This is a genomic window from Caldicellulosiruptor bescii DSM 6725 (genome assembly GCF_000022325.1).
Classification (GTDB): Bacteria; Bacillota; Thermoanaerobacteria; order Caldicellulosiruptorales; family Caldicellulosiruptoraceae; genus Caldicellulosiruptor; species Caldicellulosiruptor bescii.
The window spans coordinates 892,984-909,892 of sequence record NC_012034.1 but is presented as its reverse complement, the minus strand read 5'-3'; the positions used below and the strand labels follow the sequence as shown (position 1 = coordinate 909,892).

The 16,909-nt window shown below is 39.5% G+C and carries 11 protein-coding genes; all 11 read right to left on the bottom strand.

Going from position 1 to position 16,909, the window contains the following annotated elements:
• Positions 1-17 precede the first annotated feature (17 nt).
• Positions 18-440: an NUDIX hydrolase gene (locus ATHE_RS04065; protein ID WP_013403739.1), complete on the bottom strand. Its 423-nt coding sequence runs from the start codon at positions 438-440 to the stop codon at positions 18-20.
• A 96-nt stretch (positions 441-536) separates the two neighbouring features.
• Positions 537-2,066 carry a GTPase HflX gene (hflX, locus tag ATHE_RS04060; protein ID WP_015907357.1) on the bottom strand — a complete coding sequence of 510 codons (1,530 nt, stop codon included), beginning with the start codon at positions 2,064-2,066 and terminating at the stop codon, positions 537-539.
• Between the two features lie 157 nt (positions 2,067-2,223).
• On the bottom strand, positions 2,224-3,426 hold the full coding sequence (gene tuf / locus ATHE_RS04055; protein WP_013403741.1) for an elongation factor Tu: 1,203 nt from the start codon (positions 3,424-3,426) through the stop codon (positions 2,224-2,226).
• 83 nt (positions 3,427-3,509) lie between these two features.
• Positions 3,510-5,585, bottom strand: coding sequence for an elongation factor G (gene fusA / locus ATHE_RS04050; RefSeq protein WP_015907356.1), 2,076 nt, complete (start codon positions 5,583-5,585; stop codon positions 3,510-3,512).
• A gap of 29 nt (positions 5,586-5,614) precedes the next feature.
• Positions 5,615-6,088, bottom strand: a complete 474-nt coding sequence (gene rpsG / locus ATHE_RS04045) for a 30S ribosomal protein S7 (protein ID WP_013290053.1) — start codon at positions 6,086-6,088, stop codon at positions 5,615-5,617.
• 67 nt (positions 6,089-6,155) lie between these two features.
• On the bottom strand, positions 6,156-6,593 hold the full coding sequence (gene rpsL / locus ATHE_RS04040) for a 30S ribosomal protein S12 (RefSeq protein ID WP_013290052.1): 438 nt from the start codon (positions 6,591-6,593) through the stop codon (positions 6,156-6,158).
• Between the two features lie 23 nt (positions 6,594-6,616).
• Complete coding sequence (locus ATHE_RS04035; RefSeq protein WP_013430775.1) at positions 6,617-6,871, bottom strand: L7Ae/L30e/S12e/Gadd45 family ribosomal protein; 255 nt, start codon at positions 6,869-6,871, stop codon at positions 6,617-6,619.
• Positions 6,872-7,050: 179 nt separating this feature from the next.
• Positions 7,051-10,542, bottom strand: coding sequence for a DNA-directed RNA polymerase subunit beta' (gene rpoC, locus ATHE_RS04030; RefSeq protein WP_015907355.1), 3,492 nt, complete (start codon positions 10,540-10,542; stop codon positions 7,051-7,053).
• A gap of 28 nt (positions 10,543-10,570) precedes the next feature.
• Positions 10,571-14,215, bottom strand: coding sequence for a DNA-directed RNA polymerase subunit beta (gene rpoB, locus ATHE_RS04025; RefSeq protein WP_049760278.1), 3,645 nt, complete (start codon positions 14,213-14,215; stop codon positions 10,571-10,573).
• A 327-nt stretch (positions 14,216-14,542) separates the two neighbouring features.
• Positions 14,543-15,613, bottom strand: a complete 1,071-nt coding sequence (gene cheB / locus ATHE_RS04020; RefSeq protein WP_015907353.1) for a chemotaxis-specific protein-glutamate methyltransferase CheB — start codon at positions 15,611-15,613, stop codon at positions 14,543-14,545.
• 43 nt (positions 15,614-15,656) lie between these two features.
• Positions 15,657-16,874, bottom strand: a complete 1,218-nt coding sequence (locus ATHE_RS04015; RefSeq protein ID WP_015907352.1) for an iron-containing alcohol dehydrogenase — start codon at positions 16,872-16,874, stop codon at positions 15,657-15,659.
• Positions 16,875-16,909: the final 35 nt, after the last annotated feature.

The following is a 16,909-nucleotide window of genomic DNA, read 5'->3' as shown; positions in this document are numbered from 1 at the left end:
ATATTATAAATTGTGATTTAAATATTCACAAGCTGTTTGTACTGTTCATATGCACAAGATGCCAGAGCCTTGTCTTGGCTGTAAGTAATCTTCTGGATAGCCTCTTCAATATCAAAATATCCAGCATCAAAAACGTTTTCTTCCTTGTTCTCTTTTAAAAATTCTGGAGATTTTGCTTCCATAATATACCATATAATCTTGTTACAAACTGGTCTCTGACGTGTGACAGAATAGAACTCATAGCTTGTTTGACCTGCTGTAGAGAGAATTGAAGCATCAATCCCAACTTCTTCCTTAACCCTTCTTACCGCAACTTCGGGCGCAATCTCGCCGTTTCGAATAACACCTTTTGGAAACACCCATTCGCCCTTCTCGTTCTTCATGATAAAGATTTTTCCCTGGTAGAACACAACTCCACCAGCACAATTTCTGATAAGCAATGCGGACAACCCCTTTCTTTTATTTATTTTAATAAAAATTTCCCCCTACTTTAATAATACCCTCTTTATTCACCATATTCAACAAATTTCTTACAACTAAATCCTCTCAATGATCATATCAAGCAAAGTATCAATGCCTCTGCCATCTTGAGCAGAGATAAATACATGCGGTACATTGTCAAACACATCCACACTTGAAAGGTCCACTTTATCTATCTTGTTGTAAACCCTTATAAGAGGGATATTTTCTGCTCCAAGCAGTTTTAATAAATCCTCAGACACTTTTATATGATCATAATAAAACGGGTCAGAAACGTCCACAACGTTCAGTATAAGGTTTGAATACTTGACCTCTTCTAATGTTGAGGAAAATGCCTCAACAAGATGATGCGGCAAGTTTCTTATAAACCCAACAGTATCTGTGAGCAAAAATTCTTTGCCCTTGTGGTACACTCGTCTTGTTGTAGTATCAAGTGTTGCAAACAGTTTGTCTTCCACCAAAACATCTGCTTTTGAAATTCTGTTCATGAGGGTAGATTTGCCTGCGTTTGTGTAACCAATTATTGATACAACCGGCACCTGGTTTTCTACCCTGCTCTTCCTCTGAACTTCTCTATTTTTTTTCACCTTTTCAAGCTCTTTTTTTATCTCTTCAATCCTGCGCTGGATATGTCTCCTGTCAATCTCAAGCTTGGTCTCACCAGGCCCTCTTGTCCCAATTCCGCCACCAAGCCTTGAAAGCAGCACTCCTGTTCCACGCAGGCGCGGAAGCAGGGTCAAAAGCTGTGCAAGTTCTACCTGAAGTTTCCCCTCTTTGGTCTTTGCACGCCTTGCAAATATATCAAGTATCACATCAGTTCTGTCTATCACTTTTCTCAAAAGCAGCTCTTCTAAGTTTTTTATCTGAGCAGGTGAAAGCTCTCTGTTGAATATCACAACGTCAATGTCCTTCTGCTGGCAGATTGAAAGTATCTCTTCTGCTTTACCTCTTCCTATAAAGTATGCAGGGTCTATGCTCCTTCTTACTTGCACTACCGTGTCAACAACTTTAACCCCTGCTGTCTTGCACAAACTCTCAAGCTCTTCAAGCAAGTGCCTGTCAAGTTCAGACGAACTTTTTGGCCACACATCAACAAGCAAAGCCCTTTCCTCTTTTTCTGTCAAAGTCTCGTGAATCTTTTCTCTTTCCCTCTGTTTTTCATCCATTTCTGAAATCTTGGATGAGATATCAAGATTATAAAAATACTCTATTCTGTGCGGTCCAATCGTTTCAACCTCTTTTAAATACCTTCCCCAAAAAGCTATTGTAGCTTCTTCTGTTTTGAGAGAGATTGTCATTACATAGTCATACTTTTTCATTATAAGAGTGGACAGGTCAAGCATTGACGGATGTGATACTGAAGATAATCTTGTAAAGATTAATGCCGCCTTTTTAGGGAAAGAATCCTGGTTTTCCAGTTCAGCGAATTCCTTTTTTTCTATTATGACTTCTTCAATTCTTCCTTTTCTATTCAAAACAATTGCTATTTCCTTATTAAGATTTACCGAAAATTCTTTCAGTGTGTTGTAGACAAACTCATCAATCATATACTCTTCTGTCTGATGCGACTTAAGTTTTTGAATCATATTATGATAATACTCTCTTATTCGTGCCATACGGTTTTTTTAAAAACACCTCCTTGAAGCACCTTACCTTGCACAAAATTTTTTGAGCCAAAAAAAGCCCAAACCTAAGTTTTAGAAAGCTTTAACACTTCTCTTCCTTAGGCTTGGGCTTTTTTGATTATTCAATTATTGTTGTAACAGAACCTGCACCAACTGTTCTTCCGCCTTCGCGGATAGCAAATCTGAGTCCTGACTCAATAGCAATTGGAGAGATAAGTTCAACTGTCATCTCAACGTTGTCGCCAGGCATACACATCTCTACACCCTCTGGTAGTGTGATTGTTCCTGTAACGTCTGTTGTTCTGAAATAAAACTGTGGTCTGTAACCATTGAAGAATGGTGTATGTCTTCCTCCCTCTTCTTTTGTCAAAACGTAAACCTGTGCTTTGAACTTTGTATGAGGTTTAATTGTGCCTGGCTTTGCAAGAACCTGACCTCTTTCAACCTCATTCTTCTGAATACCTCTGAGAAGGCACCCTACATTGTCACCAGCAACAGCCTCGTCCAATACTTTTCTGAACATCTCAATACCTGTAACAACTGTCTTTCTTGGCTCTGGAGCAAAACCTACAATTTCAACCTCTTCTCCTGTCTTGAGTGTTCCTCTTTCAACTCTACCCGTTACAACAGTACCTCTACCTGTGATTGAGAACACGTCTTCAATTGGCATCAAGAATGGTTTGTCAATGTCTCTCTGTGGTGTTGGGATGTATTTGTCAACAGCATCCATGAGCTCTAAGATGCACTGATATTCTGGAGCATTTGGATCTTGTGATGTTGACTCTAAAGCCTTCAAAGCTGAACCTTTTACTATTGGTACTTCATCTCCTGGATAGCCATACTTAGAAAGAAGTTCTCTTACTTCCATTTCTACCAATTCAATCAATTCTGGATCATCTACCATGTCAACCTTATTGAGGAATACAACGATGTATGGAACGTTAACCTGTCGCGCAAGCAAAATGTGCTCTCTTGTCTGTGGCATTGGACCGTCTGCTGCAGAAACTACTAAGATTGCACCATCCATTTGAGCAGCACCTGTTATCATGTTCTTAACGTAGTCAGCGTGACCTGGACAGTCAACGTGTGCATAGTGTCTTGCATCTGTCTCATACTCAACGTGTGCTGTGTTGATTGTAATACCTCTTTCTCTTTCCTCTGGAGCCTTGTCAATCTGGTCATAAGCCATAAACTGTGCTTTACCTTTGAGAGCTAAAACCTTTGTAATTGCAGCTGTCAATGTTGTTTTCCCATGGTCAACGTGTCCAATTGTACCTATGTTTACGTGTGGTTTTGTTCTTTCAAATTTAGCCTTTGCCATCCTGATTTTATCCTCCTTCACAATAATATTTTATTTATGTGAATTTTGAAAATTGCAACCGCAGTTTAAGATTATTTTAACACTTATTTATTCTTCATTTCAAGAATCTTATCAGCAATATTCTTTGGAACCTCTTCATAGTGGTCAAACTGCATGGTGTATGTTCCTCGACCCTGTGTCTTTGACCTCAGGTCTGTTGCATAACCAAACATCTCTGCAAGCGGAACATATGCACGAATGACTTGGGCATTTCCTCTAAGTTCCATACCCTCAATTCTTCCACGTCTGGAGTTGATATCACCCATGACATCACCCATGTACTCCTCAGGTACAACAACCTCCACCTTCATAATAGGCTCTAAGAGTACTGGGTCTGCCTTTTTCATGCCTTCTCTGAACGCCTGAGCTGCTGCAATTCTAAACGCCATGTCGCTCGAGTCAACCTCGTGGTACGAACCGTCAAACAGTGTAACTCTTACATCCACAACAGGATATCCTGCCAAAACACCTGACTGCATTGCTTCCTGGACACCTGCATCGACAGATGGTATAAACTCTTTCGGAATCACACCACCGACTATCTTGTTGACAAACTCATACCCTGCACCTCTCTCAAGTGGTTCAAGCTCAAGCCAAACGTGACCGTACTGACCTCTACCACCAGACTGTCTGATATACTTACCTTCCACCTTGACAGATTTCTTGATTGTCTCTTTGTAAGCAACCTGAGGTTTACCTACATTTACCTCTACCTTGAACTCTCTTCTCATTCTGTCAACAATAATCTCAAGGTGAAGTTCTCCCATACCTGCAATGAGAGTTTGTCCTGTCTCGTGATTTGTAGATACTTTGAATGTTGGGTCTTCTTCTGCAAGTCTTTGCAGTGCAATACCCATCTTCTCTTGGTCAGCTTTAGTCTTTGGTTCAATAGCAACCTGTATAACAGGTTCTGGAAATTCCATAGACTCTAATACAATTGGATGATTTTCATCGCAGAGGGTATCACCTGTTGTAGTATTGGAAAGACCAATTGCTGCACAGATATCACCAGCATATACCGCATCAACATCTTCTCTGTGGTTTGCGTGCATATGCAAAAGTCTTCCTACTCTTTCTTTCTTGTTCTTTGTTGAGTTATAAACGTATGATCCTGCATGAAGAACACCTGAGTAAACTCTCAAGAATGTTAGTTTACCAACATATGGGTCAGACATAATCTTAAATGCTAGTGCACAGAATGGTTCATCTTCACTTGTTTTTCTTTCAATTTCTTCGCCAGTATCAGGTGAAAATCCTTTTACTGCAGCAATGTCAACAGGTGATGGCAGATAATCAACAACTGCATCTAAAAGTGGCTGAACACCTTTGTTTCTATATGATGAACCACAAAGTACAGGTGTCATTTGCATGTTGATTGTAGCTTTTCTTATTGCAGCTTTGAGCTCTTCAACTGTAATCTCTTCACCCTCTAAATATTTCACCATAATCTCTTCATCAGTCTCAGCTACAGCTTCTAAAAGTTTAATCCTATATTCTTCAGCAATATCCTTTACTTCCTCTGGAATATCAGTTTCCTGAGATACTTTTCCAAGGTCGTCAACATAGATTATAGCCTTCATTGTTAGAAGGTCAACAATACCTCTGAAAGTATCCTCTTTCCCAATTGGAACCTGGATTGCAACTGGGTTTGCACCAAGTCTTTCTTTCATCATCTCAATGACATTGAAAAAATTTGCACCCATTATGTCCATCTTGTTAACATAAGCTATCCTTGGAACACGGTATTTGTCAGCCTGTCTCCAAACAGTCTCTGACTGGGGTTCTACGCCGCCTTTGGCACAAAACACAGCAATTGCACCGTCAAGCACGCGCAGAGACCTCTCTACCTCAACAGTGAAGTCCACATGTCCTGGTGTGTCAATAATGTTTATTCTATGACCTTTCCACTCACATGTTGTAGCAGCAGAGGTAATTGTAATACCTCTTTCCTGTTCCTGCTCCATCCAGTCCATAGTAGCAGTTCCTTCGTGGACTTCACCCATCTTGTGAACCTTACCTGTGTAAAAGAGAATTCTTTCTGTTGTTGTTGTTTTCCCCGCATCTATATGAGCCATAATACCTATATTTCTTGTTTTTTCAAGCGGAAACTGCCTGGGCAATTTCTTCTGTCCTCCTTGTCAAAATAGTATTACCATCTGTAATGTGCAAATGCTCTATTTGCTTCTGCCATTCTATGTGTATCTTCTTTCTTTTTGACTGCGCCACCTGTATTATTAGCTGCATCCATAATCTCTGCTGCAAGTTTCTCTTTCATTGTCCTTTTGTCTTTTCTCTCTCTCGCATATTCAACAAGCCATCTAATTCCAAGAGAAAGCCTTCTATCTGGTGCAACCTCAATTGGCACCTGGTATGTTGCACCACCAACTCTTCTTGGACGAACTTCTAATACAGGCATTACATTATTAAGAGCTGCCTCAAGTACTTCCAGTGGGTCTTTGCCAGTTTTTTCTCTTATAATATCAAACGCACCATATACAATCTTCTGCGCAATTGATTTTTTACCATCATACATAACTTTGTTAATAAGCTTTGCAACCACCTTATCATTATATACCGGGTCCGGCAATATTTCTCTCTTTTTAACCGGTCCTTTTCTTGGCAAGCTATTTCCCTCCTTCTACAAAACTGTAAATATTCATGCTGCTCTTTTCGTATACTTTTTACATATTTTATTTCTTTGCAGCGCCTGCTGCTTGTTGTTTTGGCCTTTTTGCACCATATTTGGAACGGCCCTGTCTTCTGTTAGCAACACCAGCACAGTCTAAGGTACCTCTTACAATGTGGTATCTGACACCTGGCAGGTCCTTGACTCTTCCGCCTCTTACAAGCACAACTGAGTGTTCTTGTAAGTTGTGACCAATACCAGGGATGTACGCTGTCACTTCAATACCATTTGTAAGTCTTACCCTTGCTACTTTTCTTAAAGCTGAGTTTGGCTTTTTAGGCGTAACAGTTTTTACAACTGTACAAACTCCTCTTCTCTGAGGACAGCTGATATCATAATATTTCTTCTTCAAAGAGTTAAACCCCTTTTGAAGCGCTGGTGCCTTTGACTTTTCAACCTTTTTCTCTCTGCCGTACCTAACAAGCTGGTTTATTGTTGGCATTCTTGCACCTCCTTGAAAAAATCTTATTCAATTATTGCGGCAGACGATGCTGCCACACTTATACCACAAATTTTGCCAAGCTCTTTTTTGGAATCCACAAACACAAGTTTTATCCCTTTTTGCTTGCACATATCTATTATATCCCTCACTACCCACTCATCGCTGTCCTTTGCGACAAAAACAACCTTCGCTTTGCCTTTTTGGATAGCTTGGGCAGTCTGACGCGCACCAACTGTCTTTGGTGAAGTTTTTAAAGCTTCAATGTCTGATGATGACAAATTCACTTCCTCCCTCTTTTACATGGAAGGTGTAAAATTACACTCAAATATAATAACACTCAAATTATTTTATGTCAAGAAAGTTTAAAACCACATCTTTTGATTTGTTGCAACTTTTAAAAATTTTTATTTTGGAGCGGGCATACCTTTTCTTTGAGGCATACCCGCAACCAATATCACTACTGATTTTCTTCAATAACAATATTTCTGTACTTTGCCATTCCAGTTCCTGCAGGAATTAACTTACCAATGATGACATTTTCCTTAAGACCAATTAGAGGATCAACTTTCCCTTTTATTGCTGCATCTGTCAGTACTCTTGTTGTTTCCTGGAAAGATGCAGCAGACAAGAACGACTCAGTAGAGAGTGCTGCTTTTGTTATGCCAAGTAGTACCCTTCTTCCAAGTGCAGGACGCTTTCCTTCTGCTATTGCCTTGTCGTTTTCCTCTTCAAATCTGTGTATTTCTACAATGTCGCCTGGCAACAGTTCAGTATCGCCTGGGTCTTCAATTTTGACCTTCTTCATCATCTGTCTGATTATTATCTCTATGTGCTTGTCGTTTATGTCAACGCCCTGCATCTTGTAAACTTTCTGTACCTCAGCTAAAAGATAGCTCTGAACACCTCTTGGTCCTTTTATTTTCAAAAGGTCATGTGGATTTATTGAACCTTCTGTCAACTCATCCCCTGCTTGAATATAATCACCATCGTTTACTTTTAATCTTGCACCGTACGGTATTTCATACGTTCTCTCTTCACCATTGTCATTTCGAACTGTTATTGTCCTCTTTTTGTCTTCTTTTATTGAAACATACCCTTCTATTTCAGAAATCACAGCAACACCCTTTGGTTTTCTTGCCTCGAACAACTCCTCAACCCTTGGAAGACCTTGCGTAATGTCTTGCCCAGCAATACCACCTGTGTGGAATGTTCTCATTGTAAGCTGAGTACCCGGCTCACCTATAGCCTGTGCAGCAATGATACCAACTGCTTCTCCAACATTCACCGGCTGACCTGTACCAAGGTCAAGTCCATAACATTTTGTACAAACTCCGTATCTTGTTTTGCACTCTAAAACTGACCTTACATATACCCTGTTGATCCCCGCATCTACAATCTTTTTTGCTGCCTCTTCTGTAATTAGCTCATTTTTCTTTACTATTACCTCACCTGTTTTTTCATTTTTTATATCATCAGCTGCATATCTTCCTATAATCCTCTCTTCAAGTGTTTCAATTACCTCTGTGCCATCTCTTATCTCTTCAACCCATATGCCTTTTTCTGTTCCACAATCCTCTTCCCGAACAATTATATCCTGAGCAACATCAACAAGCCTTCTTGTCAAGTAACCCGAGTCTGCAGTTCTCAGTGCTGTGTCTGCTAAGCCTTTTCTCGCACCGTGCGTAGAGATAAAGAACTCTATTACATTTAAGCCTTCTCTAAAGTTTGACTTTATAGGCATCTCAATTGTTTTTCCAGATGGGTTTGCCATTAGTCCCCTCATACCAGCAAGCTGTGATATCTGGTTTTTAGAACCTCTTGCACCAGAGTTAGCCATCATAAATATTGGATTGAATTCATCAAGATTCTGGATAAGTTCTTCTGTGAGCTTGTCTTTTGTTTCGTTCCATATAGAAATTACTTGTTCATACCTTTCTTGGTCAGAAATCAAACCATGTCTGTATAGTTTTTCAATGTTCTCAACCTTTTGTTCAGCCTCTGCTATGAGCTTTTGTTTGACTTCTGGAATAACCATGTCTGAAACTGAAATGGTAATTGCTCCTCTTGTTGAAAATTTAAATCCAAGTTCTTTTATCTCGTCCAGTATCTCTGCCGTTCGGGTATTTCCATAAACCTTTATACACCTGTCAATAATTTTCCCAAGCATCTTTTTATCAACAAGTGTGTCAATTTCATACTTCAAAAGATTTTCTCTCTTGCTTCTATCAACAAAACCAAGATCCTGAGGAATTACCTGATTTAGTATAATCTTCCCCACAGTTGTCTCAACAAGTCCAGAGATAACTTCCCCATCTACTTCTGCTGTTCTCTTAACTTTTATCCTTGCGTGAAGTCCAACAACCTTGTGCTCATATGCCAAAAGCGCTTCTTCTTCTGATGAGAATATCATACCCTCACCCTTGTCACCTTTCTTTTCAAGAGTGAGGTAGTAAATTCCCAAAACCATATCCTGGGTTGGAACCACAATTGGTTTGCCATCTGCTGGTTTTAATAGGTTATTTGCAGAAAGCATCAAAAACCTTGCTTCAGCCTGTGCCTCTGCAGAAAGTGGAACGTGTACTGCCATCTGGTCACCGTCAAAGTCAGCATTGTACGCTGTACAAACAAGTGGATGAAGTCTTATAGCCCTCCCCTCAACAAGTACCGGCTCGAACGCCTGAATACCAAGCCTGTGCAAAGTGGGTGCTCTGTTTAGCAGTACTGGATGGTCTTTTATTACCTCTTCTAAAATATCCCAGACTTCACTTCTCTGTCTTTCAACGGCTTTCTTTGCATTTTTTATGTTATTGCAGATTCCTTTCTCAACCAGCTTTTTCATGACAAATGGTTTGAAAAGCTCTAAAGCCATCTCTTTTGGAAGCCCACACTGGTAAATCTTAAGCTCAGGCCCAACAACTATAACAGAACGCCCTGAATAGTCAACTCTCTTTCCCAAAAGATTCTGTCTGAACCTTCCCTGCTTTCCTTTGAGCATATCGGAAAGTGACTTGAGCGGTCTGTTGCCAGGACCTGTTACTGGTCTTCCACGCCTTCCATTGTCTATAAGAGCATCAACAGCTTCTTGAAGCATTCTCTTTTCATTTCTGATAATTATATCCGGTGCACCTAAATCCATTAGTTTTTTAAGCCTATTATTTCTGTTTATTACTCTTCTGTAAAGATCATTCAGATCTGACGTTGCAAACCTTCCACCGTCAAGCTGGACCATTGGTCTGAGTTCAGGTGGAATGACTGGTATAACATCAAGTATCATCCATTCAGGACGGTTGCCAGACTTTCTAAAAGCTTCAACAACTTCAAGTCTTTTGATTATCTTTAATTTTTTCTGGCCTGTTGCAGTCTCAAGTTCTTGCCTGAGCTCTTGCGCCAGTTTTTCCAGGTCAATCTCTTTCAAAAGCTCTTTGATTGCCTCTGCTCCCATCCCTGCCTTAAACCTGTCGCCATATTTTTCTTTTAGTTCCCTGTACTCTTTTTCAGAGAGAATCTGTTTCTTTTCTAAATTTGTTACATCGCCCGGGTCAATTACTACATATGCGGCAAAGTACAAAACCTTTTCTAAATTTCGCGGGGTCATGTCCAGGATAAGACCCATCCTGCTTGGAACACCTTTGAAATACCAGATGTGAGAGACAGGGGCAGCAAGTTCAATATGCCCCATCCTCTCACGTCTTACCTTTGCCTTTGTTACCTCAACACCGCACTTGTCACAAACAACACCCTTATATTTGACCTTTTTATACTTTCCGCAGTGGCATTCCCAGTCCTTTGTTGGACCAAAAATCTTTTCACAGAAAAGCCCATCCTTTTCAGGTTTGAGTGTTCTATAGTTTATAGTCTCGGGTTTTTTTACCTCACCGCGCGACCATTCTCTTATCTTTTCAGGAGAAGCAAGACTGATTTTAATAGCATCGAAATTGAACAAATCCATCGGTCTTAACACCCACCTTTTTGAGGTTTTACTCGTCTATATCATCTATCTCGCCCTGGTCGTCTTCTTGTGTTGCATTCATCAAATCCTCATAAAACTTTTCCTTGTCGTCTTCTTTATCCTCCTCTATTTCATCGCCGCCTATCTCAAAAGCTCCAAGCCCTTGTGGCTGCTCATCTTCATCAACAGACTCTTTTAGCTCAATCTCCTTGTTGTCCTCAGACAAAAGCTTTACATCCAAGCACAGGCTCTGGAGCTCCTTCACAAGCACCTTGAAAGACTCAGGAATTCCTGGTTCTGGGATATTTTCTCCTTTTACTATAGCTTCATATGTCTTGACCCTTCCTGTTACATCGTCAGATTTTACAGTCAAAAGCTCTTGCAGCGTATATGCAGCACCGTACGCTTCAAGCGCCCAAACCTCCATCTCACCAAATCGCTGACCACCGAACTGAGCTTTACCACCAAGAGGCTGCTGTGTAACCAACGAATACGGTCCTGTGGATCGTGCGTGAATTTTATCGTCAACAAGGTGCACAAGCTTTAGCATGTACATGTAACCAACAGTTACTTCATTGTCAAATGGTTCACCAGTTCTGCCATCATATAAGATTGTCTTACCTGTAGGATTTAATCCTGCAAGTTTTAATGCCTCTTCGATATCTTCCTCTTTTGCACCGTCAAAAACAGGTGTTGCAACCTTCCATCCAAGCGCTTTTGCCGCATACCCAAGGTGAGTCTCCAAAATCTGTCCAATGTTCATACGCGACGGCACACCAAGAGGATTTAGAACTATGTCAACAGGTGTACCATCAGGTAAAAAAGGCATATCTTCAACAGGAAGAATTCTTGAAATAACACCTTTGTTACCATGGCGGCCTGCCATCTTGTCACCAACTGAGATTTTTCTTTTTTGAGCAACATAAACTCTCACAAGCTGGTTTACACCAGGTGGAAGTTCATCTCCTTTGTCGCGCGAAAATACTTTTACATCTACAACTATTCCGCCTTCGCCATGTGGTACTCTCAATGAAGTATCTCTTGTTTCTCTTGCCTTTTCACCAAATATAGCACGAAGCAATCTCTCTTCTGCAGTAAGCTCTGTCTCACCTTTGGGAGTAACTTTCCCAACCAAAATATCACCACTTTTTACTTCGGCACCGATTCTTATAATTCCTCTCTCATCCAAATCTTTTATTGCATCTTCGCCAACATTTGGAATATCTCTTGTTATCTCCTCAGGTCCAAGTTTTGTATCTCTTGCCTCACACTCATATTCTTCTATGTGAATAGAGGTATAAACATCCTCTTTTACAAGCCTTTCTGAAATCAAGATAGCGTCCTCGTAGTTGTACCCTTCCCATGGCATGAAAGCAACAAGGACGTTTTTGCCAAGTGCAAGTTCACCATGGTCTGTGGAAGGTCCGTCTGCAATAACCTCTCCAGCTTTAACCTCTTGTCCTTTTCTTACAATTGGTCTTTGGTTAAAACATGTCCCCTGGTTTGTCCTTTTGAACTTCAAAAGATGATATACATCTTTTGTTCCATCATTGTTTCTTATAACAATCTCATCAGCAGATACATTTTCAACAACACCATCTTTCTTTGCAAGAATACATACACCAGAGTCAACCGCAGCCCTGTATTCAACTCCTGTTCCAATTATCGGAGACTCTGTCATCAAAAGTGGTACTGCCTGGCGCTGCATGTTAGAACCCATAAGTGCCCTGTTTGCGTCGTCGTTTTCTAAAAACGGAATAAGTGATGTTGAAACTGATACAATCTGTTTAGGTGATATATCTATAAGGTCAACCTCATGTTTGTCAACTTCTATAATTTCCTCGCCAAACCTTACTGTAACCCTCTGGTTTATAAACCTTCCCTCTTCGTCAACAGGTTCTGTTGCCTGAGCAATCTTGTAAGTGTCTTCCTCATCAGCTGTAAGATACACAACCTCGTTTGTCACCCTTGCTTCTTTCTTGTCCACCTTTCTGTAAGGTGTCTCTAAAAATCCGTACTCGTTAACCCTTGCATATGTTGCTAAAGAAGTAATAAGACCAATGTTTGGCCCTTCTGGCGTCTCGATAGGGCACATCCTTCCATAATGAGAATGATGTACGTCCCTGACCTCAAACCCAGCTCTGTCTCTGGAAAGTCCACCTGGTCCCAAAGCAGAAAGCCTTCTCTTGTTTGTAAGTGCTGCAAGTGGATTTACCTGGTCCATAAATTGTGATAGCGGGCTTGAACCAAAAAACTCCTTGATAGCTGCTGTAACCGGTCTTATGTTTATTAGCGTCTGAGGAGTTACAGTATCAATATCGTGTATGTTCATTCTCTCCCGAATAACTCTTTCCATTCGTGCAAGACCAATTCTAAACTGGTTTTGTAAAAGTTCGCCTACAGCTCTGACCCTTCTGTTGCCCAAATGGTCAATATCATCAGTTGTACCTATGCCATATTTGAGACCCAAAAAGTAGCTTGTTGCTGCAAATATATCATCTATTGTAAGGCAATATGGAACAAGTTCTCTCTCTCTTTCTTTTATGAGTCTTTTAATCTCAAGAACATCATTTGTAGTATTAAGAATATCATCCAAAACAGGCCTATAAACAAGTTCTTTTATGTTAATGTCAGACACATCAAATTCTACATATCTGTCAAGTTTTACTGTGTTGTTCCCCACAACCTTAAATGGTCTCTCTTCATCTGCATAAACCCATACCTCGTTAACGCCAGCATCCTGAATTTGGGTAGCAATCTCTCTTGTAATCAGTTCTCCTTCTTTTACTAATATCTCACCAGTCTTGGGATCAACTACATCCTGAGCTGCTCTTTTATTGAAAATTCTCTTCCATAACGACAATTTTTTATTGAATTTATATCTTCCCACTTTTGCTAAATCATACCTTCTTGGGTCAAAGAACATACTATAAAGAAGATTTCGAGCATTCTCAACATTTGGTGGCTCACCAGGTCTAAGTCTTCTATATACCTCTAAAAGTGCATTCTCAACTGGATTTCCAAGCTCACCTTTATTTGCTTCTTTCTCAAGCGAAGCTTTCAGTCTCTCATCCTCGCCAAACTTTTCAAATATCAGCTGCTGATTGTAAAGTCCAAACGCCTTTAACAGGGTTGTGAGAGAGACCTTCCTTGTTCTGTCAAGTCTGACAGACAAAAGCTCGCTTGCATCAGTTTCGAATTCAAGCCATGCACCTCTGTTTGGAATGAGAGTTCCTGAAAATATTTTTCTTCCTTGCTTATCAATGGAAGATGCAAAATAACACCCGGGTGAACGGATGAGCTGGCTTACAATTACTCTTTCCGCACCGTTGATGATAAATGTTCCAGTTTCGGTCATAATTGGGAATTCGCCCATATAAATGTCCTGTTCTTTTATCTCACCTGTTTCTTTGTTTATAAGTCTGACCTTTACCTTTAGAGGTCTTGCATATGTGGCGTCTCTTTCCTTACATTCTTGTTCAGAATACTTAGGTGGTCCGTCAAAATAATAGTCTACAAACTCCAAAAGCAAGGTCTCACTGTAATCTTTAATCGGAGATATTTCTCTTAAAACCTCTCTCAGCCCTTCATCTAAGAACCATTGAAATGATTTTTTCTGGATTTCCAAAAGATATGGCAAATCCAGAACTTCCTTAACCTTACCATAACTCATTCTTTGAACTTTGCCATATTGCACAGGACGAGGTAGTGCCAACTATATCACCTCTTAAAAAATTTCCTTATCTTTATTATTGTTTCCTTAAAAATACGATCTATTCTTGAAAGCCTCAGCATATCTCAGCTTTTATCGGAATAGTCCAAGTTGAAAGGAAGTTATACCCATATTAACGCATTTTGTTATTATAACATAAGCACTTTTTTGTGTCAATGAAGTGAATAAAATTTTCTATCCAAGTTTTAAAAAATAAAGATGACCACTTGCTTAATAGCTTTTTTAAGTGGTCATCTTTTTTGAGAATTGTTAATTTCTTTAAAACCTTCATACTCTATTTAAAAGATCAACAATCTGGTCAGGGTTTAAAACAAGCTCAATCGCTCCCTTTTCAATGGCTGCCTTTGGCATTCCAAAAACCACACAACTCTTTTCATCCTGTGCAATTGTGAGCGCCCCTTTTTTTCTCATCTCTAAAATCCCGTCACTCCCATCAGAACCCATCCCTGTCATCACAATTCCAACAGAAGCTCTTCCACAGGCTTCTGCAATTGAACTGAAAAGAATGTCTGCCGAAGGTTTGTGGCTTTTTATTTTCTCAAGGTCAAGCACCCGTGTATAGAGCTTTCCATTCATTTCTTCCACCGCTAAATGATAACCACCTTTAGCAATGTAGATGCAACCACCATTTATCTCTTCATTATCAGAAACTTCTTTTATACATTTTGATGTAATGGTGGCAAGTCTGTCAGCAAATGGTTTTGTGAAGTTGGGGGGCATATGCTGAACTACAAGAATAGGAATAGGAAAATCTTTTTTCAGTGACTTAAACATCCTTTCTAAAACTGGTGGACCGCCTGTGGATATACCTATACCGATAACCCTTGCCAACCTTACCCTCTCAACAATACTCTCTTCCAGTAAAATTTTCCCTTCAACAGCAGCTGGAAGTCCATAGACTTTTGACGCATCTTCTTTTTTACTCTCTTCGCACACCGCAGTAAGTTTTTTGATTAGCTCATACTTGAACTCTTCAAGTTCTTCTTCAGAAGACGGCTTTAAAATATAATCGAAAGCACCTGCTGACAATGCCTCAAATGTTGTATAAGCTCCTGGACGTGTGTACGCACTTATCATCAAAATCTTTGTATCTGTTATCTCTTTTATCTTTTTTATAAGCTCAACGCCGTTCATATATGGCATTTCATAGTCAATTGTTATCACATCAAACTTAAACTTTCTAACCCTGTCAAGTGCAATGAGAGGAGTTTGAGCAACTGTCACAACAAATTTGCCAGTACTCTCTAAAACCGATTTTATGAGCTGTCTCATAAACGCTGAATCGTCAACAACCAATATCTTGTACATAAACTCATCACCAATACAATCATTTTTCATTAATATTTATTCCCAAAATTGCTGGTATCAAAACAAAAAATTCTCAAAAGCTTTGTACAACCTCATCTGTCAAACCTAAAAATTCATACAAATGTAGTATAGTAAACCTTTCTCTAATATTTGGTGCGCACATAAATGACATCTTAAAAAGATTCTCATCTATACCAATCTCCCAATAATTCATGGGCATTTTAAGTTTTTTGTAAGCATCAACCAGCTCACCATACACACCGATTGCATCTCTTATCAAGTCATCTATACTCTCTTTCTTTTCAACAAGCCTGTTTATCACATTACTCCTAAACTCTTTATCATTTAACTTGTTTACTCTTCCAATATTTTGCTTTATTATACTTTCAAAAGTTGTTTGAAATCCTCTCTTTATCATATCTTCCCACGCTTTAGTATCTACTTTATATTCTTTCCTTTCAATAATTCTGGATTTATCAAGATTTAAAAAGTGCTCATAAAACTTTAGCACATAAAGGGTTGCAATTCCAACTTTCATCCCATGATAAGTTTTTACTTTGTGATATTCCCAAAAATGAGAAAGATGGTGTTCACTGCCTGACGCAGGTCGAGATGAGTTAACTCTTGACATCATAATACCAGAAGTTATTAGACCTTCCAATAAATTCTTATAAAAGTGGTTTTCGCCCACTGATTTCAGAGTTTTTAGATATGTATCTTTCACAATCTGTAAAACTTCCAAGTCTATCGTTTCATCAAAGATAATATGCGAAAGTTGCCAATCAAGAAGAGCAGTTATCTTACCCATCAAATCTCCAAATCCAGCTTTTTTTAAAATTTCAGGTGAATTCACTATCACCTCCATATCCACAAAGATAGCCTCTGGCGATGATGCCAAGACTGTTGTTTTTAGGCCATTTATGGTAAGCGCTACAACAGAAGAGGCAAACCCGTCCATTGAAGGTGCTGTTGGAAACAAAACAAACGGAGTTTTGAACTTGTATGCTGTATACCGTGTTATGTCAGAAATTGTTCCACTCCCTACTCCCACAAATATATCTGCTTGTTCTATCTCAAACAAAACCTTTCCAAGCGCATACTCATCTGCCACACAATCTGGCTCAAAACACACAATCTTATATTTAATATTGGCCTTTTCAGCTGTTTCTTTGACTTTATTAGCACACACATCAAAGGTGTTTCTATCGCAAATAATCAGAGAAGATTTGTAACTATTTGCAGCCATAAACTCAGAAAATACCTCATAGGGTCTTTCCCATACAACTTCCATTTTGGTCTCTCCTTTTTTGGGAATTCATTTGATCT

Coding starts and splice junctions, on each gene's coding strand:
- hflX (WP_015907357.1), bottom strand. CDS start 2,066: ATGATTCAAAAACTTAAGTCGCATCAGACAGAAGAGTATATGATTGAT.
- tuf (WP_013403741.1), bottom strand. CDS start 3,426: ATGGCAAAGGCTAAATTTGAAAGAACAAAACCACACGTAAACATAGGT.
- rpsL (WP_013290052.1), bottom strand. CDS start 6,593: ATGCCAACAATAAACCAGCTTGTTAGGTACGGCAGAGAGAAAAAGGTT.
- rpoC (WP_015907355.1), bottom strand. CDS start 10,542: ATGGATTTGTTCAATTTCGATGCTATTAAAATCAGTCTTGCTTCTCCT.
- rpoB (WP_049760278.1), bottom strand. CDS start 14,215: ATGAGTTATGGTAAGGTTAAGGAAGTTCTGGATTTGCCATATCTTTTG.
- cheB (WP_015907353.1), bottom strand. CDS start 15,613: ATGAAAAATGATTGTATTGGTGATGAGTTTATGTACAAGATATTGGTT.
- ATHE_RS04015 (WP_015907352.1), bottom strand. CDS start 16,874: ATGGAAGTTGTATGGGAAAGACCCTATGAGGTATTTTCTGAGTTTATG.